We start from the raw sequence: 20,386 nt of genomic DNA, 5'->3' as shown, positions 1-20,386 counted from the left end.
GAAATGCGACGAATTAGTCGTATTTCACTCGGCACGCAAGCGCGCGTTTCTTCGCCAACTCTGGAGACCTCGAATGACCACCCCGACCATCACATCGCTTGCGCCGCTGCTGGACCGCCTATTCGACGCGGCCGAGGCAGCAAACGGCGCAACGCGCGCCGCCGTCGCAGATTTGTCCGACGCAGACCGGGCGCGCTTGATGCGCAGCAAGACCGAGTATCGCGACCTCTACGGACGCCTGAAGGACGCACCGCTCGCGGTCTCGCGCGAGACAGGCCAACTGCTCTACATGCTGGCACGCAGTTCCCGCGCCAGGGTGATCGTCGAGTTCGGCACGTCGTTCGGCATCTCGACGCTGCACCCTGCCGCAGGCCTGCGCGACAATGGCGGCGGCCACCTCATCACCAGCGAGTTCGAGCCGTCCAAGGCGGCGCGGGCAAGGGAAAACCTCATCGCCGGCGGCTTGATCGATCTAGTCGAAATCCGTGAAGGCGACGCGCTGAAGACGCTCAGCGCCGATCTGCCCGATGCGATCGACCTCGTGCTGCTCGACGGCGCCAAGGCGCTCTATCCGGAGATCCTTGATCTGCTGGAAGACCATCTCGGACCGGGTGCGATCATCGTCGCCGACAATGCCGACGACAGCCCGGACTATCTGGCGCGGGTGCGCGCGCCCGGCAGCGGCTACATGTCCACGCCCTTCGCCGAAGACGTCGAACTCTCCGTGCGGATCAGCTGACACCGGTCGAAACGCCACGAAATTTTGGAGCCGCCGCGCTATTCACCACGCGGCGGCTCCATGCTGCGTCACGGGTGTCGCAGCCTCGTCACTCACACGTGATACCTCGTTCTGGCCAAAGCCGCGCCCGGCGTGCTAAACATACCTACCGCGCGGTATCTTTCTTATCGCCCCCGCGCCGGAGTTGATCATGACCTCCGCCTTCAATGCCTACGCAGCGCTCGCCCTCGCCATCATTCTCGAGGTCACGGCGTCCGCCTTCCTGCAGCAATCCGCGCAGTTCACCCGGCCGTGGCCGACGCTGGCGATGGTGCTGTTCTATGTCGCCTCGTTCTATGCGCTGTCGGTGGCGATCCGCGTCATCCCCTTGAGCATCGCCTATGCGATCTGGGGCGGGGTCGGCATCATCCTGACGGCGACCGTCTCCTTCGTGCTGTTCCGCCAGATGCTGGACGCCGCGGCCTTCGTCGGCATCGCGTTGATCGTATCCGGGGTCGTGGTCATCAACCTGTTCTCGCAGGCCAGTGTGCATTGATGGCGGAAAGCCGCTACACCCGCGCCAAGCAGCCGGTGCAGGTCCGGCGCGCCCTGCTCGACTGTGCCGCGGCGATCGCCATGGACCACGGCGTCGCCGGCGTCACGGTGCAGGCGGTCGCAGTCGCAGCCGGCGTCACCAAGGGCGGGCTGTTTCACCATTTTGGCAGCAAGCAGGCGCTGATCGAGGGCCTGTTTGCCGACCTGCTCGCGCGCGTCGATGCCGAGATCGACGCCGCGATTGAAGCCGACCCGAAACCAAACGGCAGCTTCACGCGGGCCTATGTGAATGCCGTGTTCACCGGCAAGGCCTTCGGCTTCGCGACCCCATGGGCGGCGTTGAGCATGGTCGTCGTCACCGATCCGCCGCTGCGCCGGCTCTGGAACGACTGGATCAAGGCGCGCCTTAAGCGTCATCGCACGACCGACGACGCGCCCGATCTGCAAATCGTGCGCCTCGCCGCCGACGGCGCATGGCTCTCCTATGTCACGACGGGACAGACGCGGATGAGCGCCGAGCTACGCGCCGTGCACGCACGGCTGCTCGCGCAGACCTATCGGCGCAGATAGCAGCCCCGCACGTCCTACTGGCTCTGCACCGGCTTGGGCGGACGCGATGCGGATCGCGCGGGCTTCTTGGCGGGCTTGGTAGCAGCGCGCGGTGGCGGAGTATCGACTGACTCAAGATACGCCGCGAGCGCCTTGGCCGAGTCCGAGCTTGTCGCGTAATGATCCCTGAGAAACCAGGACAGCGTCAGGCTGAAGCGACCCTTGGCAAGGCCGCGCGGACTGCGATGGCAGGTCACACAGCCCTCAGCGAAGAGCTTTGCGGGCGGCTTGCCGGCGTCGAGATTTTGCGCGGCGGCGACCGTCACCGTCAGAACAGCGGCGGCTGCAACGGTCATCACGAACACGATCCGGTCGCGCCCCGATCGAAACAGCGATCTCAAATGCCGTCCTCTCGCCCGCCCTTCGGTCACGCCGCCGACAGCTGATCGAACTCCGGCGGTTCGTAGGCCTTGCCGTCCTGGTCGGTGATGACGACCCGCCACCCCTCGCTCGCCCACACCTTCGCCTTCGCCACGATGAGCAGCCGGCTCTCTCGGGCGAAACTGTACTTCTCGTTGTCGCGTTCTGCGATCATTTTGTAGGCCAATTCGCATCCCCTTGCGTCGCCCTGCACCCGGCCTCCTCGTGGCAGCGGGCTTTGGCGGCAATTCGCCGGGAGCGTGGCAATTTGGTGCCATCCGCAGGCAAGGCGGCCGATGATCGGCCAGCGACCGGCGTCGAGCCGTACCCCGCTGGGATGCGATTCCAACCCATCGCAGGTTTCCCCCTGCGACGACGGAGCCGTCTACCAGCCATGCTGGACCATGGCGTGCCCGATCGACCGCCGGGGGCGGCCCGTCACGGCTGCAACGGAACCGATCGTCCCATGGCCGAGCCCCCGCTAGTGCACGCGGATGATGTGGGGTCGGCCGAGATCGATCAGCCCCTGCACCGCGGAGAGGCGGTCGTCGAGCGCTGCGATGGTGAGCAGCAGGTTGTTGCGACGCTCGTCGAGCATGCCCATCTCGGCGCCGGTGAGCTTTGTGCTCGTCCGTTCCTTGTGGATCCCTTCGAGGGATTCGCGCAGCCCGGCAATCAGGCCGGTCAGCTGTTTGGCCTCCTTCGTCATCGAACGCTTCGCGACACTTTGGCGGCGCGTCTCCGCCTGGCTCTGTCTCATATCATCCTCCCGTGCCCCGCTGCCCCGAGTGGATGCTTACAGCTTTGGGTAGACATGTTACGATCGATGAAATCTGCCCGCGAATATCTGTCTTAAATTGTAAAGGCCTCGACACGGCAAAGAAAAAGCCCGGCATCAGGGCCGGGCTTTTCTTTGCAAAGCTAGTGCTTCTGATGTCCGCCAGCGGGGCCGCCCGCCGGGGCGCCGCCACCACGCGGGGCGGCATTGATATGCGGAGCACCGCCCCCGCCCCCGTGCGGCATGGCAGGCGCGGCCGCGCGCCGCGCCGGCATCTGCGCACGGGCATTCATCGGCGAACCATGGCCCACGCTTGGCTGGGCGACATGCGGCGTCGCGGGACGCACTGAAGGCGCGGCCGACGCACGCGGCGCTTCGTGCGCGCGGGCCATCGGCTGCGAACGCACCGGAGCGCGGGTCGCGGCCTGCTCGCGCATCATGCGGGCTTGTGCATCACGCGGATTGCGGGCCTGCACATTGGTCCGCTCATGCGCGATGCGCTCACTTGGTCCAACGCGGGCCCGGTCGGGTGTAACCGCAGCGCCGCGCTTGGCGTTCGCAGCGTCGCGCCTCGCGATCGTGGCGTCGCGCTTCGCGATCGCCGCATCGCGCTGTGTAGTCGCGGCGTCACGTGTTGAGATCGCGGCGGCTCCCTTGCCGCGCACACCGCTGCGTTCGAGCGCGATCGCCGCGTCGCGCGTTGCCGCGCGGCCAATTCGGGCCGCGCGCGGATCGATCGTCATCCGCGTCGCGACGCTCTGATGCGAGGTCCAGTAATTATTCCAATAGGCGTGGCGTCGATACCAGGGACGTCCCCCATAGTAACTCGACCAATACGAGGTCAGCACGAAGGGAACGACGGGCACGTCGATCTCGTCGACATAGTCGGGGAGATAGACGTAGTGATTGCGATAGAGATATTCGAGATATTGCGACGACACCCAGCCGCGATCATCGGAGAAGCTGACGTCGCACCAGGCATTGCCGCGCAGGCAGCCATGGATGTTGACGCGGGCGCCCCCGGGGACGCGATCGACCAGGGGAAAGCCTGAACCCGGCCCGGCGCGCAGGCCGGTCGAGACGGTGACGATGCCCGGCGCGGCCAATGCGGCTGTTGGGACCAGCAAAAATGTTACAACTAAAGCGGTTCTGAACTTCATGGCGCATTCCTCCTTTGAGAGGCGGAACGCGCCAGCGGAACAGGCGTTCCGTGTGAGTCGCCGTATCCGTCGAAAGATTGAAGCGCGGTGCAGGACGCGGTTCAATATTCATCCGCCGTTCATCGACAGGCGCAGACGCAGCTCGACCGTCACTTGATCCGCAACATGAACCCGTCGAAGTAGGACGCGAGTCCGGCATAGTCATCGAGCGGCAGTACGCTTGCGACATACTGGTCGGGCCGCACCACAACCGTGCAGCCCGTCTTCCGATCGATGCCGCGCATCGCAAAGACGTCGTGGCCGCTCTTGAGGTCCGGACAGAACATTTTCTCGTAATCATACAAGCCATAACCGCCCTTGCTTGGGAGCAACATGGGCGGCATTGCCTCGATCGCGAGCTCTCGATGATCCTGCTGAAACACTGCGCGCAGATCGATTACGCTGTCGATGTCGAGATTTCTGGACGTATATCGCCGGATCGGCGATTCCCGGGACTCGGCGAGAAAATTGCACAAGCGACGAATGGCCGAGTCCGAGGCAGCTGGGTTCTCAGCAGGCGAGAACGCGTAGATCCGAAAACGACCGTCGGCCTGCGCGGCATGACCCAAATGCATCGGCTTTGCGTCCGCAAGTCGGATCACGGGCGCCGAGTGGAAGCGCTTGCCGATGATGAATCCCTCTGCGAGATGCTGATGCGAGCCTGCGCCGGTAAGAAGCGACGGCGCGTAATGTGTCGCCGTGCCCGCGGTGTAGCGGCCATGCCTGACAAAATAGTCCTGCGTCTTGGCAGCATCGGCGCCGCCCGCTTTTGCTGACGAAGCCAAAATCCCCGCCCACTCGCGATCGAAATCGATCAGCTCTTTCGCAACCGCCTGACGCTCCGCCGAATAGGAATGCAGCAGGCTCGGGGCGCACTGCTTCCGGAGGACGGCGGCAAGCTTCCAGCCCAGATTGAAGGCGTCCTGCATCGAGACGTTCATGCCCTGCCCTGCCTTCGGACTATGGGTATGGCAGGCATCGCCGGCGATGAAGATGCGCGGCAGGCGCGTTGCGATCTCGGCCTCCGGCACGTCGTCGAACTTGTCGGCGAGACGCTGGCCGATCTCGTAGACCGACCACCAGGCGATCTCCTTCACGTCGAGCGTGTGGGGCTTCAGGATCCGCTGCGCTTTCGCAATCACGTCATCGGCGGTGATGTTGCGGCTGGCGACGCGCTCGCCGACATCGAGCTTGGCGAGCTCGACATAGATGCGGACCATGTAGCCGCCTTCGCGCGGAATGATCAGCAGGCTGCCGTCCTTCGCCGATTGGATCAGCGACTTGAAGCGGATGTCCGGAAAATCGGTCACCGCCAGCACGTCCATCACGCCCCAGGCGTGGTTGGCGGAATCGCCGTGCAGCTCGCGCCCGATCGACTTGCGCACGGTGCTGCGCGCGCCATCGCAGCCGACGACATAGCGCGCCTTGATCGTCTCGACCTTGCCCTCGCCTCCGGCATCGACGCGTTCGAGGCGCACGGTCACGGCATGGTCGGCTGGACCTGCAGCCGGATCGACCTCGAGGTCGAGCAGGCGGCGGCTGTAATGAGGCTCGAGCTTGGCCGGCGATTTCCGCATCACGTCGAGAAAGCCGTCATGGATGCGCGCCTGGTTGAGGATGACATGCGGGAATTCGGACAGGCCGTCCTCGACGTCCTGCACCCTTCCGCTGCGGACGATGGTCTCGGGCTGGCGCTCGTCCGGCTTCCAGAACGTCGTCTCGTTGACCCAATAGGCCTCCTTCAGCACGCGCTCGCTGAAGCCGTAGGCGTGAAACATTTCCATGGTGCGGCAGGCGATACCGTCGGCCTGACCGACCAGCAAGCGATCCGGCTTCTGCTCGACGATGCAGGTCTTGATGTCAGGAAATTGCGCGAGCTGGGCGGCGAGCGTGAGGCCGGCAGGGCCACAGCCGACGATGAGGACATCGACCTCGCCAGGCACGGCGCCCGCCGCGCCCGGGGCCTGAACGCGCTCGGCGGGGTCGGCGATGTCAGGGTCGCCCGGCTGAAATCCATTCAGATGGAATTGCATGAGCCTCTCCCGTCAACCCTCTGTTTTGATATTGCTCAGTATGCTGACTATCAGTATACTTGTCAACGATCGTACGCCGTCCTGCCCCCGAGGAGAATTCGGTGAAAGACAACAACGACATGCCCGGGCACTTGGCGCGCCGGTTCCAGCAGATCGCCGTCGCGGTATTCCTGGCCGAGGTCGAGGATGCCGGCTTCGATCTCACGCCGGTGCAATACGCCGCGCTTGCGACCATCAAGGCCAATCCGGGGCTCGACCAGGTGACGCTTGCAGGGCTGATCGCCTATGACCGCACCACCATCACCGGCGTGATCGACCGCCTCGTGCAGAAGGGACTGGCCGAACGCCGCGCTTCCAGCCGCGATCGCCGCGCCCGCGAACTCGAGATCACCGACGAGGGCCGGCGCACGCTGCGCAAGATCACCCCGGCCGTGGAATCGGCCCAGCGTATCCTGCTGCGTGGCCTCAGTGCGAAAGAGGGCGAGGATCTGATGCGGCTGCTGCGCAAGGCGATTGCCGCCGGCAACGATCTGAGCCGCGCGCCGCTCCGCGATCTGCAGGCATGATCCGGTATTTTTGTACGTAATTGTCGCAGGCCTGCGAAACCAGGAACTAACCTTCGGCTGTTACGGTCGGCAACATTCTGCGCTTAACGCGCGATTAACTTTGCCGGTCGGGAGATCAGGATGTTCAGGTTCCTCATTGCGGCAGCGGCCATCGGGCTCTCGACCGGGCATGCGCTCGCAAATGGCCATGGCGGCGGCGATGCCCCTCCTCCGCCCAAGCCCGAGGCGACGACCGCACCGGCGAAGGTGGTCCTGACCAAGCAGGGTCCCAAGCTCGTCGATCTCAAGGGCATGACGCTCTACACTTACGAGCGCGACACCACGGGAAAGACGTCGAACTGCAACGGCAAATGCACCGAGAGCTGGGTGCCGCTCGCCGCGACGGCCGACGCCAAGGCGGTCGGCGACTTCACCGTGATCAGCCGCAACGACGGCAGCAGGATGTGGGCGTACCGCTATCGCCCGCTCTACACCTCCCCCGCCGACAAGACGCCAGGTGAAGCCAACGGCACCGCCACCACGCTGCAATGGCGCATCGCGCGGCCTGAGAATTAGAGCGAGATCGTCACCGGTTGTCGCGGCCGGTCGGGCCGGCCAGTTCGGTTGGAACGGGCCTGAAGGCCGGCATATCTGCGCTCGGCTGAAGCGGCTTGATCTCGGCATTCACCACCACGGGCCCGGTCGCGAACCAGAGCACCGCCACGGCCGCGATTGCCAATCCCGCGCCAAGCGCCGCAAGCTCTTTCATGTCTCCGTCCCGCGCGATCAGTTGCTGAGGATGACGCCATGCTGGTGGCGCGACGGATGATCAGCATCGACCAGCGCGTTCGGATCGGTCGCGATCACGGCTTCCGGTAGCGGCATCGGCTCGAGGCCGGCGAAGCGGCGGTAGATCGCGCCCATGACAGCCCCGCAGAACGCTGCTGGCACCACGAGAAAGGCAAGCAGTGGCACCGCGAACGCCAGCAACAGCATACAGGCGAACGCCGCAACGCCGCCAATCGCCGCGTACTCCCACGCGTTGCGGCGGCTCATCGCTCGCGTGGCGTGGTGAACGCAGAGCATGAAGATGCCCGAAGGAATGACAGAGATAACCATCATGACCATGAAGGTCTGCGCCGGGATCACCGCCGCGAAGATATGTGCGGTGCTCTTGTCGCCGAAACCGTTCATCAGCAGCGGCACCAACGTGTAGGGCAGCAGAGTTGCGAGCACCGTCGGTATCAGCGCGGCGATGACGATGCCCGCGAAGGACGTGCGGACGCGGACCGGCCCGTTGAACGCCAGCGGCGGCGGCTTTCCTGACGCGTCGGCAGCGGAAGCATCCACGGCCGCGCGCGCAACAGGGCTCAGCCCGGCGAACTGGCCGTAGAGGAAGCCACCGATCATTCCCGCAATGGTCGGCAACAGTCCGATCGTCATCACTGTGCCGTCGCCGGGCGCCGTCAGCTGGATGTGGTTGCGGATCGCAATGCCGTAGCTCACCGCCGCCATGACGCCGCCCATCAGGCCGTAGGCGAGCCGGCTGGAGACCGTCCATTGCCGCAGCACAATATGTCCGGCGAACAGCAAGGCGGCGTTCATCGCCATGCGGCCGGCATACAGCACCAGGATTTGATCCGGCGCGGGCACCCCCACCGGATCGGTCACCTGTCCGCCCGCGAGGGCGTAGACCAGCAGCACGGCTTCGACGATGGCCAGCGGAATCAGCGCTGCGAACAACGCGCGCGGCGAATTCTTCACGAGATACATGCGAGCAACCCCTTGCTCGCTGCACGCTAGGCGCGAGACGTTAGAGACCGCGCAAGACAATGGCTAAAATTGTCCGCAAGAGCGCGCCGGACGTGCACGTCTGCGAGCCTTCACCCGCGCCAGCGCGCGCCCGTCCCGGCCTGCGCGTTCTGTCCCGGCGGCAGCACCACGACCATCGAATTGAGCTTCACCCGGTCGTAGAGATCGATCACGTCCTCGTTGCGCATCCGGATGCAGCCGGACGAGATCGCCTGCCCGATATATTCGGGCTGGTTGGTGCCATGAATGCGGTAGAGCGTGTCCTTGTTGCCGGAATAGAGATAGATGCCCCGCGCGCCCAAGGGATTGGCAGGACCGCCGGGAACGCGCGCCGGATACGGCCCGAGCCGCGCCTGGATATCTGCTGTCGGAACCCAGTCCGGCCATTCCGCCAGACGGCCGACCCGTGCGACGCCGGAGAACGCCATGGCTTCCTCGCCGACAGCAACGCCGTAGCGGATCGCCTTGCCACTAGGCAGCACGTAATAGAGGTAGCGCGCGTCGGTATCGACCAGGATGGTGCCCGGCTGCTCCTTGCGCTGGTAGTCGACGACGTGACGGAGATATTGCTCGGGCACGTTCGCTTGCGCGTAAGGCGTATGCGCAAGCAACTGCCGGTCGCGCGGCGTCATGCTCGCGTCGGTCGACGGCGAAAGCGTTGCCTGCATGCAGCCGCCCAGCGGCAGCAAGGCAACGACGAACAAAGCGATTAGAGATCTTGGCACCGCCGGCCCCCGATAGCGGATAGCAGCGCCCCCAGCCTCCCCAGATGCTGCCAAAATCGTGCTGAAAACAAGGCAGCGCGGAACACGTGCGCGTGTTCAACAAAAGGGGTTCCATCACCACAAACGGCGGAAGAGCGTCGCATCATCTCCATCCCCTCGCCTTGCTTTGGTCAAACCCGGCTGGACTCGTGCGTCATCGTGCGAGGCTCATCCGGTTGGGATGGACTCACCCCAACAGATCGGCTCGCGCCAATGCGGACGACCAGTATTTCAAGCGCCCGGCCTTCGAACACCGGGCTTCAAAGGAGCTGCGATGCTCGCGACGCTGAACCCCAAGCAAATCGTCGATGAGATCGTGAAGGACACGGTCAAGGACAACGATCCGCACGACGCGATTCAGATTTCGCCCGACATTGTACTGGCCTCGCGCCCCATCAGCGTTGCGCCCGCGCTGGCGCCCGACATTGCGACGCGTCCGGAGCCGAAATTCGCGCCGGAGCCCAAAGCCTCGCTCGAGCGCAAGATCTCTATTGAGCCCAAGTTCAGTCCCGTCTCGGCGCCGCAGGCGGCGCCCCCGCCCTCTGTCGACACGGCCGTCCGTGTCGCGGCGAGCGATGGTCTCGGTCCGCGGAAGCGATCCGCCGCGGGCAAGTGGCTGCGCGGCGCTTTCGTCACGTTTCTGTTTGCAGGCGGCAGTGCGGCCGCCACCATCGCGTGGGAAAAACACGGCGACACCGCCAAACAGATGCTCGCCGAATGGACGCCGGCATTGACGTCGCTGCTGCCGTCGACATCGCAGACCGCGCCGGTCGCTGCCGCACAGGCCGCACCGCCCGCGGAGCAGGCCGCCCCGCCCGTAGCGCAAGCGGCAACCGATCAAGCGGCCGATCAATCTGCAACACCGCCCGCAGTCCAGGTCGCGGCAGCTGCGCCCGCAGCGACGCAGCCCGATACTGCACAGCCCGATACTGCACAGTCAGTGCAATCGATGACGCGCGACCTGGCCGCGATGGCGCAGCAGATCGAATCGCTCAAGGCCAACATCGCCGAGTTGAAGGCCGGACAGGAGCAGATGGCGCGCGAGATGGCAAAACCGCCTGCGCCGAAGCCGGTAGCAGAGGTCAAGCCTGTTGATCCGCGCGCACGCACTGCTGCGGTCCCACCGCGAGCTCCGTCACCGCCGCCGGTTCGCAAACCGAAACCGGTCGTGTCGCACACCTACGTGCCGGCCTATTCGCCCGCGCCGCTCGCAGCTCCGCCGCCGTCGCAGGCTGCCGCGGTGCCGCCGCCGGCCGCACCTGTTACCACGACCCAAGCCGTTGCCGATGACGACGGACCGATCGTGCGTCCACCTATGCCGTTGCGCTAGGACTGAGACCGCGTAGAGCAGTACGGCGCGCTGCGACAACGTCGCGTAGGCTGTCCGAGTCGATGTGATGCGTTGAGTCCGGACAAATACGGAAAGCGATTTTTCTCGCTCAAGAGAAAAGGCCGTCGGGATCTATGCCGGCGGCCTTCTCTTACAGCTGCCGGTTCCCGGAGCCCGGTTCTGCTGCAATTCCATGCCTTAAGATCGCGCCAACATGTTTAATTAAATGTTAAGGCCATCACACGTTGCACATCATTTCTGCGCCATAAGCACAGAGATTGCGCGGTCCGTTCATCGGTAGATGTCGACTCAGTGGTACCATCCGACATGTGTTGAGGCTTCCATTGAAACTCATCTCGTCACACCGGGGAATTCGGATGCCGTACTACTCTTTCGATCTTGTGGTTGGTGGAGAGTTCAGGAACCAGGGCGGAATCATCCTCGAAGACATCGAGGTTGCCTCCGATCGCGCCGACCAGCTCGCCACCGAGCTGTCGCAGGTGAAGCCGGAGCTGCAGCAAAAGGGTTGCGCGGTGCGCGTCACCGATCGCGACGACAACGAGCTTTACCGCACGCCGCTCGATCCCGTGCCGGCCTGGCGCCGCTGACTACTCATCAAGCGCCGGCGGCTCGAACCAGTTCGTCAGCGACAATCCGCCGTCGACGACGAAGGCTGCGCCGGTGACGTAAGCGGAGAGCTTGTTCGACAATACGGTGAGCGCCATCGGCGCAAGGTCATTGGCCTCGCCGAGACGCCCGAGCGGAATGTGCCGCGCCAGCGCGGGGTCCGCAACGAACCCGCCGGCGGCGATCGCGCCGGGCACCAGCGCATTGACGCGGATGTCGTGGCGGCCGAACGTCTTGGCCAACTCCTTCACCAGCATCGCCATCGCCGCCTTCGCCGTCGAATAATGCGGCAGGTTGCGCGGCGTGCCCGCATGCAGCGAGGTGAGAAACAGGAACGAGCCCGGCCGCTTCGCCGCGATCAGCCGCTTTGCGAGTTCGCGCGCCAGGTGAAAGCCGGCATCGAGATTGACGGCATGCATCTGCTGCCAGATCCTGTGATCGACCGCGAGCGCATGATCGGCCTCTCGCCGCGGCGGCGATGCGCTGTGGACGAAATGCGTGATCCCGCCCAACGCTGCGTCCGCGGCGGCAAGCAGCGCGTCGCACGCATCCAATTCGGCGAGATCGCCGACCCAGGGCACCGCCAGCTCGGGCCTCTTGCTCGCGCCGATCGCGGCGCTCACGCGCTCTACGCTGATGTCGGCGAACACGGTCCGGACGCCCTCGCCAACCAGGGCCTGCGCGATGGCGCGCCCGATGCCGTTGCCCGCGCCGGTGACGAGCGCTGTGTCGCGGGCAGGATCGAACGGCGTGCTGAACAGGCTCATGTCGCTCTCCGAGGCCGGGATACGGGCCACGATAGCGCACCGCGCCGGGGCGCGACAAATTCGCCCCGATACCATTGCGGAGCAGCCCGGCGGACGCTAGCCTCCCAAAAAAATGGAGGAGATACCAAGGATGCGCTACGGTTTCCTGATGGCTGGCCTGTTGCTGATCGCCGCTCCGGCCCAGGCCGAGGACCATCTACGCTCGACCTATGTGACCCTGGTCCTGCAGGCCTTGGCCACCAAGGTCGAATGCCCGGGCACGGACGTCGTCTACCAGGATCTCGTGCAGAAGGCGGCGCAGATGAAGCTGCCCGACGGCACCACTGAGAAGGTGCGCAAGGCGATTGCCTGGATGCACACCGGCGGCAAGATGGGCGAGAAGCAGGACGACGATCTGATGGCCGAGGTCGCGGTGGCGACCCAGGCGACCGATCTCAACCAGCGCCGCCTCGGCATGCCCAACTGGTGCGAGGCCCAGAAGACCAACCTCGCTGGCCTGATCCGGGCCAAGGGCGGCTAGCAAGCCGGCTGTCGCGGCGTTAAGCACACCGCGGCGGAACCCTCGTTCCGGCCAATAATCGTCACATTCCTCGCCAGCATGCGGGCTCCTTTCGCACAGGAGAAGCCCAATGCGGATGACGCATCTCATGGTCGCCGGCGTGCTCGCGATGAGCGCAACGCTGGGCGCCCCGGTACAGGCAAAGAATTCCGACGCCCAAAAGGGCGAGGACAAATCGACCTCGTCGTCCTCGTGCAGCGCCTATCAGCAGGCGCCGGACGGAACGTGGGAACAGCTCCCCTGCAAGGAAGCGGGCGAGCGCGGCCAGCCGCAGACGCAGCATCGATCCCCGTCACGCGGGCCGGATCGCGAGGAACGCTGAAGCGTTTCTGGCCCGGCGATCAACTGTGGGCCGGCCCGCGGATGATCTTCATGGCGTCGGCGATGTGACGCCATTCCTTGGCCTCATCGGCCTCGCCGCGGCCCTCGCAGGCCTGGGCCTGCTCAGCGGCCTTCGCAATCGCAGCAAAACCGTGCCGTTCGAGCATCTGCCGCGCGACGGTGTGGACCTGGACCTCGGACATCATGGGCGCTCTCCCGTCTGACCAGACCGCAGGCCGCATCGCTCCCGCGGTTGTTCACAACGATTGAGGGCGGGACGTCGTTCCGCACCGTCCCTATGGTCCCAAAACAAAGGCGGCCCGCTATGCCCAGCGGACCGCCTTCTCACCCACCCCAAAGCTGGAGCTCGTCGGCCGCGTCCCCTACGCGACCGCCGCTTTCTTGCGCTCGAAGTCGTTGGGCACCTCGATATCGACCTCCAGGGTCGATACGTCGTCGCCACGCTCGAGCCGGACGATGACCTTGGTCGGGTCAAGCGTGACATGCTTGGACACGACGGCGAGAATTTCCTCACGCAGCACCCCGAGCAGATCGGGTTGGCCACGCATTCCGCGTTCATGGGCAAGCAGGATCTGCAGCCGTTCGCGAGCGACGGGTGCAGAGGCCTTTTTGCCGCGGAGAAGCCGAAGCAGACCCATGCTCATGCAGCCCTCCGTCGCAGCAGACGATCCATAAAACGCTTGCGCTCAGTCGGAACCTGCATCGGCACGGTGTCGCCGCACAGCCGGCGCGCCGCGTCGATATAGGCCCGCGCCGGTGCGCCGTCCGCGTTCGACAGCGTCACCGGTGTGCCGACATTGGAGGCCTTCAAAACGTCCTGGCTCTCGGGGATGATGCCGAGCAAGGGCGTTGCGAGGATTTCCAGGATGTCGTCGATGGTCAGCATCTCGCCGCGCGCGGCCCGCGAGGGGTCGTAACGGGTGATGAGAATGTGCTTCTCGACGCGCTCGCCCTTCTCGGCCCGCACCGTCTTGGAATCGAGCATGCCGATGATGCGGTCGGAATCGCGCACCGAAGAGACTTCCGGATTGGTGACGATCACCGCCTCGTCGGCAAAGCGCATCGCCATGGAGGCGCCGCGCTCGATGCCAGCGGGGCTGTCGCAGATCACCCAGTCGAAACGGCTGCGCAGATCGTCGATGACCTTGCCGACGCCCTCTTCCGTCAGCGCATCCTTATCGCGGGTTTGCGAGGCTGGGAGCAGCCAGAGGTTTTCCAGCCGCTTGTCCTTGATCAGCGCCTGCGGCAGCTTTGCCACGCCCTGCACCACGTTGATGAGGTCGAACACGACGCGGCGTTCGGCGCCCATCACGAGGTCGAGGTTGCGCAGGCCGACGTCGAAGTCGACGACGACGACCTTGTCGCCGCGTTGCGCCAGCGCAGCCCCAAGGGCGGCGGTCGTCGTGGTCTTGCCGACGCCCCCCTTGCCTGATGTCACGACCAGTACCTTTGCCATTTCTGAAATCTCCTTCTGGTCAGTTCAGCGCGGTAATTCGCATGGTGTTGCCCTGCAGCCAGGCCTGGGCCGGCTTGCCGCGCAGGGCTTCGTCGATATCGTCGGCGGTCTGATAAAACCCATCGATTGCAAGCAGTTCGGCTTCGATCTTCTGGCAATAGATGCGCGCGCTCGTGCGACCGTTCACGCCCGCCATGGCGCGGCCGCGTAGCGCGCCATAGACGTGGATGGAACCGCCGGCGACGACTTCGGCACCCGAGCCGACCGAGCCGAGGATGGTGACGTCGCCTTCGGGAAAGATCACGGTCTGGCCCGATCGAATTGGGTTCTCCAGCAGCAGCGATGTCGGCTTGGCCTCGGACTTCGTCTCGGCCTTCTTCGGCGCGTTCGGCTCGACCACGCAGCTGCGTCCACCCGAGAGCAGCGGCGGCATCATCGGGGTCAGCCTCGCCTCCTCCACGCCCTCGATGCCGAGCACGCGGATGTTGCGGTCCTGAAGGCTGGTGAGCAGATGGCCGATCCCGGACTGGCTGAGATCGACCGAGGACAGGTCGATCACCACGGGCCGGCCGGCAAAGAAGCCCGGCGAGCGCGCAATGGTGGCGTCGATCTCGTGCAGCCAATCCTGCACCGGAACCGTCGGCGTGAACACGAAGGCCACATAGGAGCGCCCGCGCAGGCGCACCATTTGGCGTTGAGGTTTGACTGCAGCCTCCATATCGGCCGACTCGTTCCCAGTTATTGAATGGTTAACGATGCGGCGGATTTGGTTAACGGCCGGTTAATTTCTCCGTGGGGTGATTAGCTGGCTGGTCGGCGCTCTGGATCCCGTCATCCTGAGGCGCGAGTGGCGCGATGCAACGCATCGCGCCAGGAGCCTCGAAGGATGCACGGCCGAGCTGCAGCCGGGCCGCCGCCCTTCGAGGGCCGCTGAAGAAGCGGCCGCCTCAGGGTGACGGGACGCAGAGCTGCGCTCGAAATGACGAAGAACAGACGATGCCCGCCCCCTTACTTCTTCACCTTGCTCGCATCCATCTTGATGCTCGGATCCAGCATCTTGGTCGTGAAGGCGGTGGTGACGTCGAACGGCTTCTCCATGCCGAGATAGGTCTGGACCAGTTCATAGTCCTTCTTCATCCGCTCGCCATCGATCCAACCGAGCGATTTCGTCGTGGTGAACTCGTCGGTCATCAGGAACTTGATGCGCTCCCACTGGCGCTCCTGGTTCGCCTGGTCGAGACCGGAGACCTGGTCGAGCAGCGCTTTCAGGCACGGCGCGACGTCGGCGACGCAGGCCGCAAAGGCCTTCTGCGTGACGCGCACGAACTCTTCGACGACCTTCGGATTCTTCTGCAAGTAGGCGCCGTTGACGATCAGCGAATTGCCGTAAGGGTTGAGCCCGATGTCCTTCCAGTTGACGTAGCCGAGGTCTGGCCCGAACTCGATCACCTTCAAATCGTGCTCGTTGTAGAAGTCGCTGATGATGTCGACGGTGTGGCTCTTCAATGCCGCGATTTTCGCGGTCGGCCCGACATTGACGAACCCGACGGCATCGGGCGCAAGCCCTGCAGCCTTGGCAAAAGCCGGCCACATCACGCGCGAGGCATCGCCGGGCGGATTGCCGATCTTGTGGCCGGCGAAATCCTTGACGCCGTTCACGCCGTAGCTCTTCAGCCAGTAGAAGGTTTGCCCGGTATTGGCATAGACGCTCATCACCGCGACGGTGTCGGCGCCCCTGCTCTTGGCCACCAGCATGGTGGCGAGATCCGCGACGCCGAAGGGCGAGCCGCCGGAGCCGACCTTGGCGGCGGAGACCCCCGAGCCCTTGCCGGTCTCGATCGTGAGGTCGATGCCCGCCTTCTCGTACCAGCCCTGCGCCTTGGCATAATAATACGGCGCGTGATCGGCCGTCGGCGTCCAGTTCAGGATCAGATTGACCGCTTCGCCCGCATGCGCGGGCGCCGCAGCTGCACCGAGCATCAGGGTCAAGACCAGGGCCGAACCCGCCGCCTGCAAACGCTTCATCGCATCTCTCCTCGTTGCCGCGACCCGGCTTGTCGCTCTCCCCTTGTGAGGATACCAATGCAACAAGCCTGCCCTCCACTTGTCAACTGTTTGGTTGGAAATGCCCGCAAAACGATCTGGCGACACCGTGCCGCAGCGCCGCGACCCCGTCGCCACCCGCAACAAGCTGCTGACCGCGGCGCGCCTGGAATTTGCCCGGCACGGCTTTGCGGGCGCCCGCGTCGACGAGATTGCCGAGCGCGCGGGCGTCAACAAGCAGCTCGTCTACCATTATTTCGGCGACAAGGACGCGCTCTACCTCGCCGTCCTCGAATGGGTCTACGAGGACATCCGCGAGCAGGAGCGGAAGCTCAATCTCGAGGGCCTGCCGCCGGAGAAAGCGATCCGCAAGCTGATCGAGGCTTCGTTCGACCATCTGGCCGCACACCCTGATTTCATCGTGCTTTTGAACGACGAGAACCGCGGCGGCGCCCGCCACGTCCGCGGCTCGACGCGGCTGGAAGCGATGCACTCCCCGCTGGTGAAGAGCGTCTCCCACATTCTCAACGAGGGGGTCCGCGCGGGCGTGTTCCGCAAGGGCATCGACCCCGTCCAACTCTATATCTCCATTGCGGGCCTCAGCTATTTCTTCTTCTCCAACACGCCGACGCTGTCGGCGATCTTCGGCAAGGACCTGTCGAGCCGCACCGCACGGCGCGCCCGCCGCCGCCATGTCGCCGATCTGGTGCTGCAGTCGCTCCGGCCCTAATCAACCAACTGGTTGAAACTTTCCCGGAAGGCGGCTAGGCTTGCGACCTGCGGCATCGCCGCCGCGCCAACAGGGAGCAATCGGTGGCAGCAGACAGCGCACGCGCCTCGCGCAGCTTTGCGATCATCCTGGTCGTGCACCTCGCCGTGCTCGTGCTCTGGCAGGTCGCGGTCGATGCCTTCCACGTGCCGAAATTCATCCTGCCCTCGCCGCTCGCGACGGTGCAGACGCTGGGAACCGCGAGCTACGCCTGGGGCGCCAACACGCTGGTGACGGCGATCGAGATCCTCGGCGGCTTCGCGCTCGGCGCCTTTGTCGGCGTCGCGCTGGCCGTGATCTTCAGCTGGGCGCCGCTGCTGAGCCTCGTGCTGCTGCCGCTGTTCGTGACGCTGAACATGATCCCGAAGGTCGCGCTCGGCCCGCTCTTCATCGTCTGGTTCTCCTACGGCATCATTCCGAACATCCTGATCGCCTTCAGCATCTGCTTCTTTCCGATCCTGCTCACCACCGCGCGAGGCCTGCGCGAGGTCGAGCCGGATCTGCTCGATCTCGTCAAATCGCTGCGCGGCTCGCGCTGGACGTTGTTCCGCAAGATCCAGCTGCCGGGATCGCTGCCTTACGTGTTCTCCGGCATGAAGGTTGGCGCCATCCTCGCGGTCGCCGGCGCCATCGTCGGCGAGTTCATCGCCTCCGAGCGCGGGCTCGGCTACCTCATGATCCAGGTGCAGTCGGCGCTCGACACGCCCGCGATGGTGATGGCCGTCGTGCTGCTGACGCTGCTCGGGGTCGGTCTCTACGGCCTCGTCCTGGTCCTCGAACGCATGTTCGTGGTCGGCGACGCAAGACAAACCTGACACCGGCAGAACCAAGGGACAAATCCATGCTGCTTACCCGCCAGACGCTGCCAAAGACCATCCCCGATATCGCCGCCCTCGACGATCTCCTCTGCCGTCCGACGCAAGCGCTGATCGACGACCTTGCCAAGGTCGAGGGCGACATCATGATCCTCGGCGTCGGCGGCAAGATGGGCCCGACGCTGGCCGGGCTCGCCAAGGCCGCTGCACCCGACCGCCGCGTCATCGGCGTGGCCCGCTTCAGCGACGCCGGCGTGAAGGACTGGCTGCACGCGCGCGGCGTCGAAACCATCAATTGCGATCTGATGGATGAGAAGGCAATTGCGGCGCTGCCGAAGGCGCCGAACATCATCTTCATGGCCGGCCGCAAGTTCGGCGCCGAGGGCGATCTGTCGCTGACCTGGGCGATGAACGCGCACGTGCCCGCGCTGGTGGCGCAGGCCTTTCCGTCGTCGCGCATCGTGGCGTTCTCGACCGGCTGCATCTATCCCTTCGTCGCTGTGGACGGCAAAGGCTCGACCGAGGACATGGCGCCGAACCCGCCCGGCGAATACGCCCAGTCCTGCGTCGGCCGCGAGCGCATGTTCGAGTATTTCTCGCACAAATTCGCAACGCCGGGCCGGCTATTCCGTCTCAACTACGCGATCGACATGCGCTATGGCGTGTTGCACGACATCGCGACGAACGTGCTTGGCGGCACGCCGATCGACGTCAGCCTCGGTCATGTCAATTTCATCTGGCAGGGCGATGCCTCCGCGCAGGCGCTGCGCTGCCTTGCGAACTGCACCGCGCCAACCTCGCCGATCAATGTCAGCGGCCACGAGATTCTGGCGGTGCGCGATCTCGCCCAGAGATTCGGCGCAAGGTTCGGCCGCGCGCCGGTGCTGACGGGCAAGGAAGAGCCGACCGCATGGCTGACCGACACGTCGAAGGCGGTCGAGCTGTTCGGCCTTCCGGTCGTCGACACCGAGCAGTTAATCGCCTGGACCACCGATTGGGTCTCGCGCGCCATGCCGAGCCTCGGCAAGCCCACCAAATACGAGGTGCGCGATGGCCGTTACTGACGCCCCGCACATCGTCCAGCTCGGCGTCGACGACGCGATCGCGGGGCTGGCGTTGTCGACAGAAGCGCACTGGAACCAGACCGACGAGGATTGGCGCATCTTCCTGCGCGACGGCGTCGTGTTCGGCATTCGCGACGGCATGCGGCTGGTCGCAACCGCAGCACTGCTGCCCTATTCCGGCAACAACGCCTGGATCAGCATGGTACTGGTATCAGGCACGCATCGCCGCCGTGGCCTTGCCACCCGTCTGGTCGGTGCCTGCCTGGAGACGGCGCGTCAGAACGGCCTGACCAGCTGGCTCGACGCCACGCCCGACGGCGCCGCCGTCTACGGACCGCTGGGGTTCACGCCGACCCTGCAATTGCGCCGCCTGAAGCTGTTGAAGCCTGCGCGAGCCGAAGCGCCGCCATCATCATCCGGGACCATCGAAGCGCTTCGTGCGCGGGACCTGCGGGCCACCGGTTTCGACCGGACCGCCCTCCTCTCCGCCTTCGCACAGCGTTCCGGCTCGCGCATCGTCGGCGCCAACGGCGCCATCGCGCTGGTTCGCGACGGCCGGACCGCCCGCCATATCGGCCCGTTGTTGGCCAACAATGCCGCGGCAGCTCTGGCGCTCGTTGACGCGATCGTGCGCTCCGAGACCAGCCCGCTCCTGCTCGACGCCGTCGCGTCGCAAGCCGCGTTCCTGGAAGGCTTGACCGCCTCCAGCTGGACCATCGAGCGTCCGTTCCAGCGCATGCGGTTCGGCCCCGCCACCGTCACGGGCGAGGAAATGCCATTCGCCGTCGCCGGCCCTGAATTCGGATAGGACATCATGCATCACAGCCAGATCAACAGCGACACCCGCAACCTGATCACTGAGGGCACCGTGATACCGGCGCATCCGCTCGCGCTCACCGCTGCGCGCCAGCTCGACAAGACGCATCAGCGTGCGCTGACGCGCTATTACATCGACGCCGGCTCAGGCGGCCTTGCGGTCGGCGTGCACACGACGCAGTTCGCGATCCGCGACGTCGGTCTCTACCGTCCGGTGCTCGAGCTCGCCGCCGAGACCGCGGCCAACTGGACCAAGCGACCGCTGGCGATGGTCGCAGGCCTCGCGGGTCCGACAAACCAGGCGGTCACCGAAGCCCGTACCGCGCGCGACATCGGCTATCATGCCGGCCTGCTCAGCCTCGCCGCGATGAAGAGCGCCTCCGAGGACGAGATCATCGCGGCGAGGCTGAGCAGGCCGGCATGAT

General features: G+C 65.1%; 27 protein-coding genes and 1 pseudogene. 14 read left to right on the top strand and 14 right to left on the bottom strand.

Annotated features, from left to right (window positions below):
* Positions 1-73: 73 nt before the first annotated feature.
* From CV770_RS25990 to CV770_RS25980, 3 genes are all read left to right on the top strand, one after another.
* Positions 74-739, top strand: a complete 666-nt coding sequence (locus tag CV770_RS25990) for an O-methyltransferase (protein ID WP_104464375.1) — start codon at positions 74-76, stop codon at positions 737-739.
* A 190-nt stretch (positions 740-929) separates the two neighbouring features.
* Positions 930-1,274, top strand: coding sequence for a DMT family transporter (locus CV770_RS25985; RefSeq protein WP_091956991.1), 345 nt, complete (start codon positions 930-932; stop codon positions 1,272-1,274).
* The gene (locus CV770_RS25980) at positions 1,274-1,843 is read left to right on the top strand and encodes a TetR/AcrR family transcriptional regulator (protein WP_091956913.1); all 570 of its coding nucleotides are present in this window, start codon (positions 1,274-1,276) and stop codon (positions 1,841-1,843) included. Before CV770_RS25985 ends, CV770_RS25980 begins: the two co-directional genes overlap by 1 nt.
* A 14-nt stretch (positions 1,844-1,857) precedes the next feature.
* On the opposite strand, the gene CV770_RS25975 is transcribed toward CV770_RS25980, so the two are convergent.
* The 5 genes from CV770_RS25975 to CV770_RS25955 all read right to left on the bottom strand — a co-directional run bounded on the left by CV770_RS25975 (position 1,858) and on the right by CV770_RS25955 (position 6,252).
* Positions 1,858-2,178, bottom strand: coding sequence for a hypothetical protein (locus CV770_RS25975; RefSeq protein WP_104464398.1), 321 nt, complete (start codon positions 2,176-2,178; stop codon positions 1,858-1,860).
* A gap of 71 nt (positions 2,179-2,249) precedes the next feature.
* Complete coding sequence (locus CV770_RS25970; RefSeq protein WP_201760046.1) at positions 2,250-2,456, bottom strand: hypothetical protein; 207 nt, start codon at positions 2,454-2,456, stop codon at positions 2,250-2,252.
* Between the two features lie 267 nt (positions 2,457-2,723).
* Positions 2,724-3,002, bottom strand: a complete 279-nt coding sequence (locus tag CV770_RS25965; RefSeq protein WP_104464374.1) for a hypothetical protein — start codon at positions 3,000-3,002, stop codon at positions 2,724-2,726.
* Positions 3,003-3,163: 161 nt separating this feature from the next.
* Complete coding sequence (locus tag CV770_RS25960; RefSeq protein WP_104464373.1) at positions 3,164-4,180, bottom strand: SH3 domain-containing protein; 1,017 nt, start codon at positions 4,178-4,180, stop codon at positions 3,164-3,166.
* 149 nt (positions 4,181-4,329) lie between these two features.
* Positions 4,330-6,252, bottom strand: a complete 1,923-nt coding sequence (locus CV770_RS25955; RefSeq protein ID WP_104464372.1) for an FAD-binding monooxygenase — start codon at positions 6,250-6,252, stop codon at positions 4,330-4,332.
* 101 nt (positions 6,253-6,353) lie between these two features.
* On the opposite strand from CV770_RS25955, the gene CV770_RS25950 reads away from it, so the two are divergent.
* Positions 6,354-6,818, top strand: a complete 465-nt coding sequence (locus CV770_RS25950) for a MarR family winged helix-turn-helix transcriptional regulator (RefSeq protein ID WP_028144898.1) — start codon at positions 6,354-6,356, stop codon at positions 6,816-6,818.
* A gap of 120 nt (positions 6,819-6,938) precedes the next feature.
* Complete coding sequence (locus CV770_RS25945; RefSeq protein WP_091956917.1) at positions 6,939-7,373, top strand: COG4315 family predicted lipoprotein; 435 nt, start codon at positions 6,939-6,941, stop codon at positions 7,371-7,373.
* Between the two features lie 10 nt (positions 7,374-7,383).
* Here the strand turns inward: CV770_RS25945 and CV770_RS25940 are convergent, their stop codons facing one another.
* From CV770_RS25940 to CV770_RS25930, 3 genes are all read right to left on the bottom strand, one after another.
* Positions 7,384-7,566, bottom strand: coding sequence for a hypothetical protein (locus CV770_RS25940; RefSeq protein WP_091956918.1), 183 nt, complete (start codon positions 7,564-7,566; stop codon positions 7,384-7,386).
* Positions 7,567-7,583: 17 nt separating this feature from the next.
* Complete coding sequence (locus CV770_RS25935) at positions 7,584-8,570, bottom strand: hypothetical protein (protein WP_104464371.1); 987 nt, start codon at positions 8,568-8,570, stop codon at positions 7,584-7,586.
* 110 nt (positions 8,571-8,680) lie between these two features.
* Positions 8,681-9,277: a L,D-transpeptidase gene (locus tag CV770_RS25930; protein WP_201760045.1), complete on the bottom strand. Its 597-nt coding sequence runs from the start codon at positions 9,275-9,277 to the stop codon at positions 8,681-8,683.
* A 370-nt stretch (positions 9,278-9,647) separates the two neighbouring features.
* On the opposite strand from CV770_RS25930, the gene CV770_RS25925 reads away from it, so the two are divergent.
* Positions 9,648-10,703, top strand: a complete 1,056-nt coding sequence (locus CV770_RS25925; RefSeq protein ID WP_104464369.1) for a hypothetical protein — start codon at positions 9,648-9,650, stop codon at positions 10,701-10,703.
* A 377-nt stretch (positions 10,704-11,080) separates the two neighbouring features.
* Positions 11,081-11,311 (top strand): DUF6894 family protein, encoded by a 231-nt coding sequence (locus CV770_RS25920; RefSeq protein WP_018322949.1) that lies wholly within the window; start codon positions 11,081-11,083, stop codon positions 11,309-11,311.
* On the opposite strand, the gene CV770_RS25915 is transcribed toward CV770_RS25920, so the two are convergent.
* Positions 11,312-12,097, bottom strand: coding sequence for an SDR family NAD(P)-dependent oxidoreductase (locus tag CV770_RS25915; protein WP_104464396.1), 786 nt, complete (start codon positions 12,095-12,097; stop codon positions 11,312-11,314).
* 130 nt (positions 12,098-12,227) lie between these two features.
* Here CV770_RS25915 and CV770_RS25910 point away from each other — a divergent pair, with 130 nt between their 5' ends.
* Positions 12,228-12,617, top strand: a complete 390-nt coding sequence (locus CV770_RS25910; RefSeq protein ID WP_104464368.1) for a hypothetical protein — start codon at positions 12,228-12,230, stop codon at positions 12,615-12,617.
* Between the two features lie 109 nt (positions 12,618-12,726).
* Positions 12,727-12,978: a hypothetical protein gene (locus CV770_RS25905; protein ID WP_104464367.1), complete on the top strand. Its 252-nt coding sequence runs from the start codon at positions 12,727-12,729 to the stop codon at positions 12,976-12,978.
* Between the two features lie 19 nt (positions 12,979-12,997).
* On the opposite strand, the gene CV770_RS25900 is transcribed toward CV770_RS25905, so the two are convergent.
* The 5 genes from CV770_RS25900 to CV770_RS25875 all read right to left on the bottom strand — a co-directional run bounded on the left by CV770_RS25900 (position 12,998) and on the right by CV770_RS25875 (position 16,479).
* Positions 12,998-13,183 (bottom strand): hypothetical protein, encoded by a 186-nt coding sequence (locus CV770_RS25900; RefSeq protein ID WP_091956924.1) that lies wholly within the window; start codon positions 13,181-13,183, stop codon positions 12,998-13,000.
* Positions 13,184-13,360: 177 nt separating this feature from the next.
* Positions 13,361-13,642, bottom strand: coding sequence for a cell division topological specificity factor MinE (minE, locus tag CV770_RS25895; protein ID WP_091956925.1), 282 nt, complete (start codon positions 13,640-13,642; stop codon positions 13,361-13,363).
* Positions 13,639-14,454, bottom strand: coding sequence for a septum site-determining protein MinD (gene minD, locus CV770_RS25890; RefSeq protein WP_018322943.1), 816 nt, complete (start codon positions 14,452-14,454; stop codon positions 13,639-13,641). The genes minE and minD overlap by 4 nt, the downstream gene beginning before the upstream one ends.
* A gap of 19 nt (positions 14,455-14,473) precedes the next feature.
* Positions 14,474-15,172: a septum site-determining protein MinC gene (gene minC / locus CV770_RS25885; protein ID WP_104464366.1), complete on the bottom strand. Its 699-nt coding sequence runs from the start codon at positions 15,170-15,172 to the stop codon at positions 14,474-14,476.
* Positions 15,173-15,462: 290 nt separating this feature from the next.
* Positions 15,463-16,479, bottom strand: coding sequence for an ABC transporter substrate-binding protein (locus CV770_RS25875; RefSeq protein ID WP_104464365.1), 1,017 nt, complete (start codon positions 16,477-16,479; stop codon positions 15,463-15,465).
* A 100-nt stretch (positions 16,480-16,579) separates the two neighbouring features.
* Here CV770_RS25875 and CV770_RS25870 point away from each other — a divergent pair, with 100 nt between their 5' ends.
* The 5 genes and pseudogenes from CV770_RS25870 to CV770_RS25850 all read left to right on the top strand — a co-directional run.
* Positions 16,580-17,227 carry a TetR/AcrR family transcriptional regulator gene (locus tag CV770_RS25870; RefSeq protein ID WP_091956928.1) on the top strand — a complete coding sequence of 216 codons (648 nt, stop codon included), beginning with the start codon at positions 16,580-16,582 and terminating at the stop codon, positions 17,225-17,227.
* An 83-nt stretch (positions 17,228-17,310) separates the two neighbouring features.
* The gene (locus tag CV770_RS25865; RefSeq protein WP_104464364.1) at positions 17,311-18,081 is read left to right on the top strand and encodes an ABC transporter permease; all 771 of its coding nucleotides are present in this window, start codon (positions 17,311-17,313) and stop codon (positions 18,079-18,081) included.
* A gap of 26 nt (positions 18,082-18,107) precedes the next feature.
* The gene (locus CV770_RS25860) at positions 18,108-19,145 is read left to right on the top strand and encodes an NAD-dependent epimerase/dehydratase family protein (RefSeq protein WP_104464363.1); all 1,038 of its coding nucleotides are present in this window, start codon (positions 18,108-18,110) and stop codon (positions 19,143-19,145) included.
* On the top strand, positions 19,132-19,953 hold the full coding sequence (locus tag CV770_RS25855; protein ID WP_104464362.1) for a GNAT family N-acetyltransferase: 822 nt from the start codon (positions 19,132-19,134) through the stop codon (positions 19,951-19,953). The genes CV770_RS25860 and CV770_RS25855 overlap by 14 nt, the downstream gene beginning before the upstream one ends.
* Before the next feature lie 6 nt (positions 19,954-19,959).
* Positions 19,960-20,361: pseudogene (locus tag CV770_RS25850) on the top strand (dihydrodipicolinate synthase family protein); the annotation flags it as partial.
* Between the last annotated feature and the right edge of the window lie 25 nt (positions 20,362-20,386).

Source organism: Bradyrhizobium sp. AC87j1, from assembly GCF_002936975.1.
GTDB classification, from domain to species: Bacteria; Pseudomonadota; Alphaproteobacteria; order Rhizobiales; family Xanthobacteraceae; genus Bradyrhizobium; species Bradyrhizobium shewense.
This window is presented reverse-complemented; position numbering and strand designations above follow the sequence as displayed.

Bases quoted from the DNA above. Each gene is read 5' to 3' on its own strand.
- CV770_RS25940 (WP_091956918.1), bottom strand. From the start codon at position 7,566: ATGAAAGAGCTTGCGGCGCTTGGCGCGGGATTGGCAATCGCGGCCGTG.
- CV770_RS25920 (WP_018322949.1), top strand. From the start codon at position 11,081: ATGCCGTACTACTCTTTCGATCTTGTGGTTGGTGGAGAGTTCAGGAAC.
- CV770_RS25900 (WP_091956924.1), bottom strand. From the start codon at position 13,183: ATGATGTCCGAGGTCCAGGTCCACACCGTCGCGCGGCAGATGCTCGAA.
- CV770_RS25945 (WP_091956917.1), top strand. From the start codon at position 6,939: ATGTTCAGGTTCCTCATTGCGGCAGCGGCCATCGGGCTCTCGACCGGG.
- CV770_RS25870 (WP_091956928.1), top strand. From the start codon at position 16,580: ATGCCCGCAAAACGATCTGGCGACACCGTGCCGCAGCGCCGCGACCCC.
- minE (WP_091956925.1), bottom strand. From the start codon at position 13,642: ATGAGCATGGGTCTGCTTCGGCTTCTCCGCGGCAAAAAGGCCTCTGCA.
- CV770_RS25905 (WP_104464367.1), top strand. From the start codon at position 12,727: ATGCGGATGACGCATCTCATGGTCGCCGGCGTGCTCGCGATGAGCGCA.
- CV770_RS25855 (WP_104464362.1), top strand. From the start codon at position 19,132: ATGGCCGTTACTGACGCCCCGCACATCGTCCAGCTCGGCGTCGACGAC.
- CV770_RS25990 (WP_104464375.1), top strand. From the start codon at position 74: ATGACCACCCCGACCATCACATCGCTTGCGCCGCTGCTGGACCGCCTA.
- CV770_RS25955 (WP_104464372.1), bottom strand. From the start codon at position 6,252: ATGCAATTCCATCTGAATGGATTTCAGCCGGGCGACCCTGACATCGCC.
- CV770_RS25980 (WP_091956913.1), top strand. From the start codon at position 1,274: ATGGCGGAAAGCCGCTACACCCGCGCCAAGCAGCCGGTGCAGGTCCGG.
- CV770_RS25915 (WP_104464396.1), bottom strand. From the start codon at position 12,097: ATGAGCCTGTTCAGCACGCCGTTCGATCCTGCCCGCGACACAGCGCTC.
- CV770_RS25960 (WP_104464373.1), bottom strand. From the start codon at position 4,180: ATGAAGTTCAGAACCGCTTTAGTTGTAACATTTTTGCTGGTCCCAACA.
- CV770_RS25930 (WP_201760045.1), bottom strand. From the start codon at position 9,277: ATGCAGGCAACGCTTTCGCCGTCGACCGACGCGAGCATGACGCCGCGC.
- minD (WP_018322943.1), bottom strand. From the start codon at position 14,454: ATGGCAAAGGTACTGGTCGTGACATCAGGCAAGGGGGGCGTCGGCAAG.
- CV770_RS25985 (WP_091956991.1), top strand. From the start codon at position 930: ATGACCTCCGCCTTCAATGCCTACGCAGCGCTCGCCCTCGCCATCATT.
- minC (WP_104464366.1), bottom strand. From the start codon at position 15,172: ATGGAGGCTGCAGTCAAACCTCAACGCCAAATGGTGCGCCTGCGCGGG.
- CV770_RS25975 (WP_104464398.1), bottom strand. From the start codon at position 2,178: ATGACCGTTGCAGCCGCCGCTGTTCTGACGGTGACGGTCGCCGCCGCG.
- CV770_RS25935 (WP_104464371.1), bottom strand. From the start codon at position 8,570: ATGTATCTCGTGAAGAATTCGCCGCGCGCGTTGTTCGCAGCGCTGATT.
- CV770_RS25860 (WP_104464363.1), top strand. From the start codon at position 18,108: ATGCTGCTTACCCGCCAGACGCTGCCAAAGACCATCCCCGATATCGCC.
- CV770_RS25875 (WP_104464365.1), bottom strand. From the start codon at position 16,479: ATGAAGCGTTTGCAGGCGGCGGGTTCGGCCCTGGTCTTGACCCTGATG.
- CV770_RS25910 (WP_104464368.1), top strand. From the start codon at position 12,228: ATGCGCTACGGTTTCCTGATGGCTGGCCTGTTGCTGATCGCCGCTCCG.
- CV770_RS25925 (WP_104464369.1), top strand. From the start codon at position 9,648: ATGCTCGCGACGCTGAACCCCAAGCAAATCGTCGATGAGATCGTGAAG.
- CV770_RS25965 (WP_104464374.1), bottom strand. From the start codon at position 3,002: ATGAGACAGAGCCAGGCGGAGACGCGCCGCCAAAGTGTCGCGAAGCGT.